General features: G+C 41.2%; 11 protein-coding genes and 1 other RNA gene. 9 read left to right on the forward strand and 3 right to left on the reverse strand.

Features of this window, described 5'->3' with window-relative positions; all coding sequences use genetic code 11:
• Positions 1–159 precede the first annotated feature (159 nt).
• Entirely contained in the window at positions 160–588 is a 429-nt protein-coding gene (locus tag ABM313_RS20070) for a hypothetical protein (protein WP_434684926.1), read from the forward strand.
• Between the two features lie 26 nt (positions 589–614).
• Here ABM313_RS20070 and ABM313_RS20075 read toward each other — a convergent pair whose 3' ends face one another.
• Positions 615–2981 (reverse strand): SpoIIE family protein phosphatase, encoded by a 2367-nt coding sequence (locus ABM313_RS20075; RefSeq protein ID WP_434684927.1) that lies wholly within the window; start codon positions 2979–2981, stop codon positions 615–617.
• A gap of 664 nt (positions 2982–3645) precedes the next feature.
• On the opposite strand from ABM313_RS20075, the gene ABM313_RS20080 reads away from it, so the two are divergent.
• The 8 genes from ABM313_RS20080 (at position 3646) to ald (ending at position 10504) form a co-directional block, all read left to right on the forward strand.
• A complete protein-coding gene (locus tag ABM313_RS20080; protein ID WP_434684928.1) occupies positions 3646–3867 on the forward strand; it encodes a DUF7219 family protein in 222 nt (73 codons plus the stop codon).
• A 332-nt stretch (positions 3868–4199) separates the two neighbouring features.
• Positions 4200–4296: signal recognition particle sRNA small type (gene ffs / locus ABM313_RS20085), an RNA gene on the forward strand.
• Positions 4297–4330: 34 nt separating this feature from the next.
• Positions 4331–5530, forward strand: coding sequence for an argininosuccinate synthase (locus ABM313_RS20090; protein WP_434684929.1), 1200 nt, complete (start codon positions 4331–4333; stop codon positions 5528–5530).
• 133 nt (positions 5531–5663) lie between these two features.
• On the forward strand, positions 5664–6098 hold the full coding sequence (locus ABM313_RS20095; RefSeq protein WP_434684930.1) for a PH domain-containing protein: 435 nt from the start codon (positions 5664–5666) through the stop codon (positions 6096–6098).
• A 276-nt stretch (positions 6099–6374) separates the two neighbouring features.
• A complete protein-coding gene (locus ABM313_RS20100) occupies positions 6375–7181 on the forward strand; it encodes an alpha/beta fold hydrolase (RefSeq protein ID WP_434684931.1) in 807 nt (268 codons plus the stop codon).
• A gap of 190 nt (positions 7182–7371) precedes the next feature.
• Positions 7372–8358, forward strand: coding sequence for a diguanylate cyclase domain-containing protein (locus ABM313_RS20105; protein WP_434684932.1), 987 nt, complete (start codon positions 7372–7374; stop codon positions 8356–8358).
• A gap of 166 nt (positions 8359–8524) precedes the next feature.
• On the forward strand, positions 8525–9166 hold the full coding sequence (locus ABM313_RS20110) for an LON peptidase substrate-binding domain-containing protein (RefSeq protein WP_434684933.1): 642 nt from the start codon (positions 8525–8527) through the stop codon (positions 9164–9166).
• 246 nt (positions 9167–9412) lie between these two features.
• Positions 9413–10504: an alanine dehydrogenase gene (ald, locus tag ABM313_RS20115; protein ID WP_434684934.1), complete on the forward strand. Its 1092-nt coding sequence runs from the start codon at positions 9413–9415 to the stop codon at positions 10502–10504.
• Between the two features lie 35 nt (positions 10505–10539).
• On the opposite strand, the gene ABM313_RS20120 is transcribed toward ald, so the two are convergent.
• Complete coding sequence (locus tag ABM313_RS20120) at positions 10540–11388, reverse strand: energy-coupling factor transporter transmembrane component T family protein (protein ID WP_434684935.1); 849 nt, start codon at positions 11386–11388, stop codon at positions 10540–10542.
• 3 nt (positions 11389–11391) lie between these two features.
• Positions 11392–13113, reverse strand: coding sequence for an ABC transporter ATP-binding protein (locus ABM313_RS20125; protein WP_434684936.1), 1722 nt, complete (start codon positions 13111–13113; stop codon positions 11392–11394).
• Positions 13114–13197 lie beyond the last annotated feature (84 nt).

Consider the following 13197-nt stretch of genomic DNA (forward strand, 5'->3'; position numbering starts at 1 on the left):
CGCCTTTATCATTAGAGCTATTATGTGAGTAAGTCTTTGGGATAAAACTATGACTATAACTACAAGTCGTAAGCTGACATTTGACGAATATCTAACCTATGACGATGGTACTGAGAAAAGGTACGAATTTACAGTTGACGATGTTTTGAATGCAGATATATGAATTCTGATAATAGTGATTCTCTGGCAGAATCTAGCTCTGAGGTATTGATAGATCCGTTGCTAGAGCGTCAAGTCCAACGTCTAATCGAAGTACAAACCTATTTGCGATGGGTGTTTGATATTTTTCTCTGGCTCACTGTCGGGACTGCAAGTATTTGGGCTTTGCGATCGGATATTGAGTTATGGATTGCAGCTTTTACATGGGCGGCTGTGCGCATTACCTTAGCTTACAATCGTTTGCCGATGATGGGTTTGGGCATATGTGTGGCGATGACTCTAGCAACTTTAGTTTGGCAGAGTTCGATAATTTTGTGGGGAGTTAATCAACGCGAGAAGAGATCGCTAGTTGATCAAGTAAAAAAGATTAAGGAAAAAGGAAAAAGTCATCCGTTGTGGCGTTGGGTCTGTGAAGAGAAAATATCATAGGCGGTGTATCGCACCGCCTATGATGGCTATCTTTGTTTGAGAACTAGCAATGTAATGTCGTCGTAAACTTTTTGATTGCCAATGTGCGATCGCAAGTCATTAATAACTGCCTGACGAATCTCCAGTGCTGAAGCATCAACATTTTGGCAAACTACTTTACATAGACGATCTACACCATAGAGTTTTCGTTCTTCATCTTCAGCCTCGGTGATCCCATCTGTGTACAGGACAACGACATCGCCCACATGTAAATGAATATGTTTTTGATCCAAAAAACTAAAAATCTCTTCTTCTAATCCAATCGGAAATCCGAGGTCAATCGTATCAAATCGTTCTAGAGTTCCATCTTTACGTACTACAATCATCTCCTCATGTTGACCACTCAAAATTAATTTCCCCTGTTCGTAGTCAATCAACGATAATGTCAAGTTTTTGTCAGATGACATTCTCTGCACATTGCCATAAATTGTGCGGTTAAGAATATCGAGAAAGCGTACAGGATCATTTTCTTCGCTCTGTAATAAGGTGCGTACCGCAGTCTGTACCATGATCATTAACATTCCACTTTCTAGTCCATGTCCTGTTACGTCGCCAATCCCAATTTTAATCCGCCCATTTTGCTGTAATACATCATAATAATCCCCACCCACTTCGGCAGCAGGTTCCATAAATCCTGCAATATCTAACCCCACAATTAACTCTAGCTCTTGCTCTTTGGGTAAGATCATCTGCTGGAGTTTACGGGTTACATCCAATTCACTACTCATTCGCAGATTTTCTAATTTAAGAAGATTATTCAAAGCTAGAATTTGTTTGTTAGCTCCATCCAGTGCAATTTCTGCAAGCTTCCGTTGACTAATATCTTCGACAGTCCCTTCGTAATAAAGTATTTGTCCATGTTCATCTCTTAAAGCCCTGACATTTTCACTAATCCAAATGGTTGTGTGATCGCGTTTATACACCTGTGACTCAAAATTAGTAATGGTGTCATTTTCATCCATCAGTAATTGAAACTGTTGCCGCCGATCTCGATTGACATAGAGTTGTGTCTTCACATCAACAATTTGCTCCAACATCTGCTCAACTGAGTCATAGCCATAAATTCTTGCCAATGCAGGATTAACACTAAGATATCTACCATCGACGGTTGTTTGAAAAATGCCATCGACTGAGTTCTCAAAGATACTGCGATATTTTTCTTCGGACTCTCTCAGGGCGATCGCTACACTATTAAATGATCGCACCACCATTGACAATTCATCTTTACTATCAAGCTTGATGGAAATTGCGCCCCCTGATGTCATCTGTTTAGAGGCAATGTCTAACTGGTGGACTGTTCGCATTACCGATAGATAAAAGCCCACAAATAGATAGACAATGCTAACCATGACTATAGCTACAAACGTCAAAATAAACTGTTTGCGATCCTGAAATCTTTGAATACGCGCTTCTAGCAATTCATCTAGATGCTCAACAACTTTCTGCCAGAGAGTGAAACTATCATCTAGAGTTCTTTCCATCTCTTGATAATAAAAATTTTTAATCACAGAAATATTATTGTCTTGACTTGCCAATTGACTAATGTAAGTATTCACCTCACTGATGCTGACAACAAAATTGCGGAGATGTACAGACAAAGCATTACGAAGATTACCACGGGGATTATTTTGAAAAGCCCGTTCTAGATTAGCTGCTAGTTCGTTGTTGTAATCACCCAGTAAACTAATTAGGGAAATTAGCCTCGCCTTTTTTTCGTTCGTTACTTCCTGCTTAAATACGATTTCTGCTTCTGTGTACATCATTTTGTACAGTAGCTTTTGCATCTCAGGTAGTTTAACGGCGATCGCATCCATTAAGTAATAGGTGTCTAAGTCTGGGTCAAGAATCAGGTTAGAAAAGTCAACTACATGTCTGCGGAATAGATTAATTTCTTCAAGCAGCGTATCGTGATTACGAAACCCTAAAAACTCTTGTCCATCCAGTAAGCCCTGCCACTTAAATTTGAGATCTCTGAGCCTGTCACTGGCTTGCATACCTTGCCCAAGTTGGCGATCAACTTCCGTAAGCTTGATGAATTCTTGCTCGATTTTCTTTTGTAATTCTGGCAATTCCTGAGATGGGGATGGTGTCTTTAAACTCTGGGAATTTTTATAAAACTGACGTTGTAAGATTAACTGCCTTTGGGGGATATATTGCCATAACTGATTGAGAGGGCGTAGGTAAGCAGTGCCATAGATCTCTTTTTGCGTGAACTCTATACGGCTATCTAGTTCAGATATTAGTAAATTCATTACTAATGCTAATGGCAGCACAAATAATAGACTGATCAGAAAAAATTTCTGAGGATATTTCAGGCGATTCATAAGAGCGATCGCTGGTTTAAATAGAGTCATATTTTGCCTTGAAGTCAAGATGGTTAGCCCTTTGCACTGTTAATCGACTAATATCAATTAAGATTATTTGCCATGATTTTTATAGAGAGCGTTAAGTTTAGTCAGGCATAATTAAATTTGAGATGGGTTAGTCATAGTTAAGACGCATCAAATTTTCTAGACCTACGAATAGTCATAGATTGTCATAGATTCATTATGCATTTTATCTCTCTTCCCAGTCTTGATTAAGTAGCCAGCCATAATTAGACAACCCAATAGTCCTATCCCGTGACGCGATAGGACTATTGGGTTGTTAGTACATACAGAAAGCCTAAAAGAGGCGAATTGACACAAGCTCTAACTCTTGTCCTTTGGGCTTTGTGATTTCTTTTGACTAAAACTTTATAAATATTGCCTACTAATACAAAAATTTGGTCACAAGGGAGTAGAGATCTAGATCACAAATATTTGGGGAACTTATCACAAAGTATCTATTCATAATAGATTAAATCTAGGTTAAGATTGGGTTAATGAAGTTGACCATACCTAATCATTTATACCCATAGTCATCAAAATATGTTTCCAACAAAGGTAATGTGTTTTGCGCTTCTGCAATCCATTGCTTTTCAGGATATTAAAAGACTATTCAGAGTCACTCTCAGTTGTAATTTACAGAGGGAAAATTATGTCCACCACCACCAAATCTATGTTTCCCCAGTCTCGCTACTATGGGACATTTACGCCAGAGAACTTAATGTTCAATGCTAATCTGCAAGAGTTTTCCCACCGTGTCAGTATCATTTGCGGTCTAGAGACGGGCGGCAAAATTTCATCTCAAGAAGCGTATTTACAAATCGCGGAGCTATGGCAGCAGCTAGAACAGTCTAAGCGTAACCTTTTCACATGAAAGAAAATGGCGGTGCAAAGCACCGCTTTTTTTGTAATTGATCCCTTCACAGGCTGTTAAAAAATAGGAATCATTGGTGTGGTGTAAAGCGCCGCACCAATGATTCTGGGGTGATTAAGGGAGTATCCAAACGTTAAAGTAGGTGGACGTAATTAATTGCTGATGTTATGTGGAACTCAGATGATGAATCTTTTGCTGCTAGCATGACAGGGCAACCACGGGGGTATTGCCCCTACCCCAATTTTGTTTTGTAAAAGTACTTATGTGTGGATTTGCCAACAATTCATTGAACTATTGCCGTAACTCTCCCTCTTAGTGGTAATCTTATAGATGGCTCGGATCTATGCGATCGCAACGCCCGAATCGTGTCAGGGTCGGAAGACAGCAGCACTAAGGGATGCTTGAGATAGGCGTAGTACCCGGGCTACTTTTTTAGGTTTAGCAATGGGTTCAGGAGAGATTCATGGGTCGGGCGAAAAAAGTCGTACTTGCGTATTCGGGCGGCGTTGATACATCTGTTTGCATTCCTTATCTCAAGCAAGAATGGGGTGTTGAAGAAGTCATTACCCTTGCAGCAGACCTAGGACAAGGCGATGAGTTAGATCCCATCAAGCAAAAGGCTCTCGATTCAGGAGCATCGGTCTCTCTGGTTAGAGATGTCACTAAAGAATTTGTTACAGACTATGCTTTCCCATCGATTAAAGCGAATGCGCTTTATGAAAATCGTTACCCTTTAACTACAGCTCTAGCGCGTCCTCTCATTGCCAAGATTTTGGTAGAAGCAGCCGAAGAATATGGTGCTGATGCTGTAGCCCATGGATGCACTGGTAAAGGCAATGACCAAGTGAGGTTTGACGTATCGATCACTGCACTTAATCCCGATATTAAAGTGCTCGCTCCTGCCCGTGAGTGGGGGATGAGCCGTGAGGAAACGATCGCCTATGGTGAAAGATTTGGGATTGCTTCACCAGTGAAGAAATCTTCACCTTTCAGTATTGATCGCAACTTGCTCGGTCGTAGCATCGAAGCGGGTCCTCTCGAAAATGCATGGAATGAGCCACCTGAAGAAATTTATGCGATGACCAAGGCGATCGCTGATACCCCTGACGAGCCAACCTATACTGAAATTGGTTTCGAGAAAGGGATTCCTGTAGCGCTTGATGGTAAGGCTCTTGAGCCTGTGGAATTGATTACTGCGCTTAATGCGATCGCGGGTAACAATGGATATGGGCGCATTGACATGGTTGAGAACCGATTAGTGGGGATCAAGTCTCGTGAAATCTACGAAGCCCCTGCAATGTTGGTTTTGATCCATGCTCACCGCGATCTTGAAAGCCTCGCTTTACCCTCTGATCTCGCTCAATACAAGCGTGGCATCGAGGATACTTACGGCAAGATGATTTACAACGGACTGTGGTATAGCCCTCTCAAATCCGCCCTTGATGCTTTCATCGATAGCAGTCAAGAGCGTGTATCTGGAACCGTCCGCGTCAAGTTCCATAAAGGCAGCGCGATCATTGTCGGTCGTCAATCTGTGAACTCACTCTATGATGAAGACTTGGCAACTTATACCAGTGCTGACCAGTTTGATCACAAAGCAGCTGAAGGCTTCATTTATGTCTGGGGTATGCCAATTCGTGTATGGGCACAGAAAAATAGATAGTTAGATAGTTTTTAGCTTTTGGCTTTTAACTTTTTTGAGGCGGCGCTTAGCGCCGCCTTTTCTTTTTGAGTTTGATCAGGCTCAAGGCACTGTAAAATATCATAAAATTAGCAACTAACTGGCAAATTTTTCTATGACAAAAGTACCTCTACCCGATGAGCGCATTCTCTTTAAAGGTCATCCTGCGGTTATTGGGAGTGTGACAAGATTGCTGGTTTCGATTTTTACATTAGGTATTGGTGCGCTCTGGTATTGGTTACAGTCGATCAATACTCAATATCTAATTACATCACAACGAATTGTTATAGAACGGGGAGTTTTCTCAAAAGATATCGAGACTCTAGAAATTTATCAAGTTGATGATATCCAGTTAGAGAAGCCGCTAAATCAGCGCATTATGAGTACTGGAAATATGCTTTTGCTTACCCGTGATATCTCTGCTCCTAAAATACTGCTGGAGCGCTTACCAATAGATGTTAGAGAGCTATACGAGCAGATGCGTCCATGTATTCAGCAAGCAAGATTTCGCTTTCATGTCCGTGATGAAGAAAACCCTAGAGAATTTTAGATAGATTAACGTGAGTTTGATATAGCCATTTGTAGCGTGCTTCGCACAACGCAAAAGAAGAAAAATGGTAAAAATCGCTTGGCGATTTTTACCATTTTTCTTCTTCGTCGAGCTGATGTTAGCATTGGAAAATCAGTTTTTTGCAAGCTTGCCAACGGCAGGCTTGCAAAAAACTGATTTTTATCATCAGAAGTGCTGTAGATAAATAGAGAAAGATGCTTTGCACACTTCTCTATTTTAGAATATCTAATTACTAATGCTTATCTGGATGTTTAAATGAGCCAGAGCGTTCTCATCCGTAACAATGTGCATATTTCTGGAAAAGGTAAACAGCCAATAATTTTTGCTAATGGTTTTGGCTGCGACCAAAAAATGTGGCGTTTTTTAACTCCTGCATTTTCTGAAGACTATCAAATCATCTTGTTTGACTACGTTGGATCAGGGCAGTCAGATGTTAAAGCCTACGAAGTCGATCGCTACAGTGACCTTAAAGGTTATGCCCAAGACATACTCGATATTTGTGAATCTTTATCCTTAAGTAACGTAATTCTGGTCGCGCATTCCATTAGTGGCATGATTGGTATTTTAGCTTCACTTCAAGCATCCTATCTATTCCAACGACTAATTCTGATCGGTTCTTCCCCCTGTTATATAAACAAACCTGATTATATGGGTGGTTTTGAGGAACAAGATATTGCAGGCTTACTAGATATTATGGAAAAAAATTATATTGGTTGGGCAAATTTTTTAGCTCCTATTGTTATGAGAAATGAGGATCAACCAGAGTTAACTCGTGAATTAGAAGAGAGTTTTCAGTCAAATGATCCCACGATTGCAACTCACTTCGCTGAAATTACTCTCTATTCTGATAATCGTCATAACTTAGCTAAAGCTACAGTACCTTCATTGATTCTACAATGCACAGATGATGCATTTGTCCCTGTGGAAATAGGACATTATTTACATCAATATCTACCTAAAAGCATTCTAAAAGTTATGCAGGCTACAGGACATTGCCCTCATATGAGTCATCCCCAAGAAACCATAAATTTACTTAAAGAATATCTGGCGATCGCAGTTTAGAAAATATCTCTAATCCTTTTTCAGTAAGTAATTGAGACTATATTAAGATAATTTTCTTTTTGATTTTTGACGTATTATAGAATGCAATTTTTTATGCAAATGACATTTTTCATTTGTTTGAAATGTAGTGACTCTAATTATAAAGCCAAGTTTTATAATTAGCATAATCGCTTGAAATAAGAAAAATTTTGTGAATTACGAGATCGACAGCATCTTAAATAGAGCACCATGTGGATTCTTATCTTTTACCGATGATAGTAAGATTTTGATGATAAATATCACTCTGCTAGAAATGCTCGGATATCAAATTGATGAATTACATGGGAAAAAGATAGAATTAATATTGCCAATTGGCAGTCGAATTTTTTACCAAACTCATTTTTCTCCCCTTTTAAAGCTGCATAATAAAGCTGAAGATATTTATTTTGCATTGCAAACTAAACAGGGCAAAGATATTCCGATGCTGATCAATGCAGTCCGTCAACGGCATGAGGAAACTTTTGTCAGCAATTGTATTTTGATTCCTATTAGTCAGCGTATCCATTATGAGAATGAAATTTTAAAAGCAAAGAAAGTTGCTGAAACCGCAATCCTTGCCCAAAAACAAGCGGAGTTAGAACTGCGAAAGTTGTATGAAGAGTTACGTTGTGTGACCCAAAAACTAGAGAAACTCGTAAATATTGATGGATTAACCCACATTGCTAATCGTAGATGCTTTGACGATCGCTTAGAGCAAGAATGGCTCAGGTTGTGCCGAGAAAAGCAGCCAATCTCTCTACTATTGTTTGATGTTGATTATTTCAAGCGCTATAACGATGCTTATGGACATCAACTTGGTGACGAATGTTTGGTAAAACTGGCTCAAGCGGCTCAAGTGGCAGTTTCTCGTTCAACCGATTTGGTGGCTCGTTATGGTGGTGAAGAATTTGTGATTATTTTACCGAATACAGATTTAGAAGGGGCGATCGCTGTCGCTGAGCGATTACATAAATCTGTTCAATCTTTAGGTATTGCCCATCAAACTTCTGATGTTAGTAGTGTGGTTACGATTAGTTTAGGACTGGCAGCCTTAGTTCCTAGCCTAGAAAAATCACCAAAAGATTTAATTAATCAAGCAGATCAAGCTCTGTATCGTGCTAAACAAAAAGGACGTAATCAGACAGCTATAGCAATGTAAGTCTTTCTTAAAAGATAAGTGGCAGCGCTTTGCGCTGCCACTTATCTTTTGGTCTATCTTTAGTTATAGCCTGCGACAGAATGAGTGAGGCATACCTCTTTTCAATTTCTTGCTTTAACAAGCTAAACTAGATGGAACGTCTTAACTAGTGCCAAGTTTAGCAACAATGACTTCATCATCGATTTCAGTTCGTGAATTGCCGCTGTTCCCTTTACCTGAGTTGGTACTATTTCCGGGACAGTCACTACCGCTTCATATTTTTGAGTATCGCTATCGCATGATGATCAATACTGTGCTGGAAAGCGATCGTATGTTTGGGGTATTAATGTGGGACTCGGAGACGGGCAAACCCGCAAATATTGGTTGTGTTGCTCAAATCGTGCAGTATCATCGCTTGCCAGATGATCGCTTCAAGCTTTTGACTATGGGACAGCAGCGCTTTCGAGTGTTGGAATATGTGCGCGAAACTCCCTATCGAGTAGGCTTAGTGGAATGGATTGAAGATGAGCCTAGTAGCGACGCACCATTTTTATTAGCGACAGAAGTACGTGAGCTGCTCAATGATGTGATCCGCCTATCGCAAAAGCTCACTGATCAAGAAATAGAGTTACCGAAGATTCCGCGTAGTCCGATCGAATTGTCCTATTGGGTAGCCAGTAATTTTCAGGGGGCAAGTTTAGAACAGCAGTCTTTACTTGAAACTTGTGATACAGCCGCTCGTTTGCGACGTGAGGCTGAGATTTTATCTTCTACTAGAAGTCAATTAGCGGCTCGAACAGTTTTAAAGGATACCTTCAAGGAAATTTAACGACAATACCGACTACAGTTAAGACATAAAAACTACAGCGATTTGCGTCCAAATTCAAACCAAGCAATCTTTGAAAAGAGTTGCGAATCAAACCTTTTGAAAAATTGCTTGTGGTTCGTTGGATTGATAATTGCTGTAAAACATGGCGGTGGTACAAAGTACTGCCGCTTTTTTATTCATGGTGATTTTAATGGAGATCGCCAGAATGCATAGGATAATAGGCTTGAATTCTCAGGAGAAATAACCGTGAAGATCGGCGTACCGAGTGAAATCAAAGATCGTGAATTTCGGGTGGGAATGACACCTGCGGGAGTAGCGACATTAACTGCGCGATCGCACCAAGTTTTTGTAGAAACAAATGCTGGGGTTGGTTCTGGGTTTAGTGATGAAGAATATATTCAAGCAGGGGCAACAATTGTCGCAACTCCACAGGAAGTTTATGCCCAAGAAATGGTGGTTAAGGTTAAGGAACCTTTGCCTAGTGAATATGCATTGCTCCACAAAGAACTAATTTTATTTACTTATCTGCATCTCGCCGCCGATCGCCTACTAACAGAAGCATTAATCAAGTCGGGCGCAACCTGTATCGCTTACGAAACAGTGCAATTAGATAATGGTCAATTGCCTTTACTAGTGCCGATGAGCATCATCGCTGGTCGCTTATCAGTACAGTTTGGAGCGCATTATCTGACCAAGCAGCAGGGCGGTAGTGGTGTGTTACTAGGTGGTATTCCTGGGGTGAGATCAGGGCATGTGGTGGTGCTGGGGGGCGGTGTAGTTGGCACTGAAGCCGCAAGAATGGCGATCGGTTTGGGGGCAAGGGTAACGATTTTAGATGTTAATCTCAATCGTCTTGGTGAATTGGAGTCTCTCTTTGGTTCACGGGTGCAGTTGCTGTACAGTGCGGCTAGCAACATTTCTGAAGCTGTGATCTCGGCGGATCTTGTCATCGGTGCAGTGTTAATCACTGGGAAACGCGCACCGACCTTGGTAAAACGTGAACTTGTCCAAAAAATGCGATCGCATTCTGTAATTGTCGATGTGGCGGTCGATCAGGGTGGTTGTATTGAAACCGTAAGAACGACATCCCATACATCTCCTGTCTACGAAGAGGAAGGAGTCTTGCATTATGGCGTTCCGAATATGCCGGGGGCTGTACCTTGGACTGCCACGCAAGCCTTGGTCAATGCCACGCTTCCCTATACTTGTGCTTTAGCGGATTTTGGTTTGGCAGCCATTAAACGCGATCGCACTTTGGCAAAAGGCGTAAATATCCAGAATGGTCAAATTGTTTATGCGGCTGTTGCTGAAGCATTTCCTGATTTGCCAAAAGCCTAGCTCCTGAAGTCTAAAAATGTTGCTTGGCAACATTTTTAGGTGTAAAGCAACCATGCAAATTTGCCAATACCGAAGCTAAAATATAAAGCGATCGCTGCTACAAATAACAAAATAGAAACAGTCATCAACAGGTAATCAGGAGTTTTTAAAGCTGACTCATGCAGATAGGTACGATTAGAACTACCTGAAAAAGCTTTTGATTGCAAGACAATTTCTAGCTTTTGTGACTTTGAAAGAGAATTTAAAATCAAAGGGACGGCAACTTTGGCATAGATCTGTGCTTTTTTGAGCCATCCCATTTTCTCAAAATTTAACCCTCGTAAACGTTGCGACTCAATGATTGATTGCACTTCCTCCAATAAAAGAGGCACGAATCGCAAGGTTGACGAAAAGATAAACACCACTTTGTAAGGGATTTTGGCACGTACCATACCAACTGTCATCTGATTAACATCTGTCGTAAAAATTGCCAATGGAATTACCAAAATCATCGTTAGCGTTTTAAAGACAATATTTAATCCGTAAAGCGTTCCTTCTAAACTCATTTTTGCATTTCCAACTAACCACCATGTTTGTGGCAAGCTCAACAAGGTGGTTAGTTCCGTTCTGTGTGTCAGTAATTTAACTTGTTCCACATTAAAAAATCCCATACTCAAAATCAAAAATATATAAAAAGGAATCATCACTTTTAAAATATTTCCTAAATAGTTGAGTCTGACTCCAGCTAAAAAGCAGAAAGAAACTACACTCAGCATCAAAAGTCCACCTGCGATCGGGCTTTCCCATAAAAAGGCAAGAATGGTAACTGAGAGCATCGCCACCAACTTAGAGCGAAAGTCTAAGCGGGTAAATAGAGAGTCGTACTTAACGGTTTGGAGTTTCATATTCTAAACTGGCGACGGAGTAAAACAATTGGCAAATTCTGTGGGGGTAATTAGAGAATAGTCGCGATCGCATAAAGTACTAAGCTTTTGCGATAACATCACTGATTGCGGTGGCGTGAGATAGGTGGACTCTAGCAAATCAGTTTGATGATAGGCTTGGCGTAGTGGCGCATCTAGCAAGATTGTTCCTTTTCCCATCATGATCGCGCGATCGGCATAGTCGGGCATCAGGTATAAATGATGGGTAATTACAATCACGGTTTTTCCCATTTGATGCAGTTGCCGACTGACTTCTAAAATTGAAGAAGCACCCTGATAGTCTTGTCCTGTCGTTGGTTCATCAAAAATGATAATTTCAGGATTCATTGCTAATAGAGCCGCAATCACAATGCGTGCACGTTCTCCCTTGGGTAAAGATAAGGGATGGGCATGACGCTGTTCCCATAGTTGCATGGCTTTAAGACTGCGCTCAGTTTCTTTCTTGACGATATCGGGCGCGTAACCAAGAAAAGGCAACGCAAAAGAGACTTCTTTCTCAACGGAAGTATTAAAAATTTGATTGTCGGGATTTTGGGCAAGATAGCCAATGGATTGGGCAAGATCGCTGACGGATAGATCTCTGGTATCGCGATCGCCTACTAATACTTTGCCTGATGTGGGTTTCAGTAAATTGAGAAAATGCTTAACCATTGTACTTTTACCCGCGCCATTCTGCCCGACGATCAACACGTATTCACCCTCATGGATATCTAGAGAGATATTTTTGAGTGCTTCCGTACCATCGTCATAGGTATGTTTGAGGTTTTGGACTGAGAGAACAGGTGGTCTGCTACTGCGAGTCGGTGTTGTAAATAGGGGCGGATCATTGGGGAGAGTTTTCGATCGCAGTTCATTTAAAGCAACTATTCCCGCATCTAAAGTAACGGGAATCTGTGGAATATTAACTCCCTTGTGCTGAATTTGGCTAAAAGCTTGAGCAACTTCGGGCGGACGGAGCTTGTTTTGTTCTAGTAAATCAATCTGTGCATAGATTTCATCGGGAGTGCCGACGGCTAGCAATTTCCCCTTTGAAAGCAAGGCAAGGCGATCGCAAAATTCTGCCATTTCTTCCGCAGCATGGGAAACCATGACGATCGCTACGCCGAGTTCTTCTTTTAATTCCTTAACGGTAGCAAAGACTTCTTGGGAACCAATGGGATCGAGTTGTGAAGTGGGTTCGTCGAGAATTAATAAATCGGGCTGTAGTGCTAAGGCGGCAGCGATCGCTAAGCGTTGTTTTTGCCCACCCGAAAGCTCTTGCGGATTCTTCTTCTCAAAGCCTTCCAGACGGACTGATTTTAAAACAATGGGAATCCGTCGCAGAATTTCTTCACGGGGGACACAGAGATTTTCGAGGGCAAAGGCGATTTCGTTTTCGACGGATGTAGCGGTAATCTGGATTTCAGGATCTTCAAAAACTATGCCTACATGACGCGCTAGCTCACTGACGGGATGTTCGAGGCTATCTAATCCTGCGATCTCAATTGTGCCAAAAAAACGTCCACCATAAAACTGGGGAACGATGCCAGTGAGGGCAAGACATAGAGTAGTTTTTCCTGCTCCTGTCGCCCCAATAATGCCTAAAAATTCTCCTTTGTTGATGGTTAACGAGATATCTTTTAGGACTGTCTCTTTGGAATTGGGATAGATATACGAGACTTTGTCTAAGACCGCGATCGCTTGCATATATTTGTTTTAAATAACTTGTAGACGGGCTTCGACTTCGCTCAGCCCTCGGTAGTTAGCTGAGCGAAGTCGAAGCTGTAGTTT

The organism is Pseudanabaena minima str. Chao 2107, assembly GCF_051131155.1.
Taxonomy (GTDB): Bacteria; Cyanobacteriota; Cyanobacteriia; order Pseudanabaenales; family Pseudanabaenaceae; genus Pseudanabaena; species Pseudanabaena minima.

Excerpts from the sequence above, each read along its gene's own strand:
- ABM313_RS20070 (WP_434684926.1), top strand. The coding sequence starts at position 160 with ATGAATTCTGATAATAGTGATTCTCTGGCAGAATCTAGCTCTGAGGTA.
- ABM313_RS20075 (WP_434684927.1), bottom strand. The coding sequence starts at position 2,981 with ATGACTCTATTTAAACCAGCGATCGCTCTTATGAATCGCCTGAAATAT.
- ABM313_RS20080 (WP_434684928.1), top strand. The coding sequence starts at position 3,646 with ATGTCCACCACCACCAAATCTATGTTTCCCCAGTCTCGCTACTATGGG.
- ABM313_RS20090 (WP_434684929.1), top strand. The coding sequence starts at position 4,331 with ATGGGTCGGGCGAAAAAAGTCGTACTTGCGTATTCGGGCGGCGTTGAT.
- ABM313_RS20095 (WP_434684930.1), top strand. The coding sequence starts at position 5,664 with ATGACAAAAGTACCTCTACCCGATGAGCGCATTCTCTTTAAAGGTCAT.
- ABM313_RS20100 (WP_434684931.1), top strand. The coding sequence starts at position 6,375 with ATGAGCCAGAGCGTTCTCATCCGTAACAATGTGCATATTTCTGGAAAA.
- ABM313_RS20110 (WP_434684933.1), top strand. The coding sequence starts at position 8,525 with ATGACTTCATCATCGATTTCAGTTCGTGAATTGCCGCTGTTCCCTTTA.
- ABM313_RS20120 (WP_434684935.1), bottom strand. The coding sequence starts at position 11,388 with ATGAAACTCCAAACCGTTAAGTACGACTCTCTATTTACCCGCTTAGAC.
- ABM313_RS20125 (WP_434684936.1), bottom strand. The coding sequence starts at position 13,113 with ATGCAAGCGATCGCGGTCTTAGACAAAGTCTCGTATATCTATCCCAAT.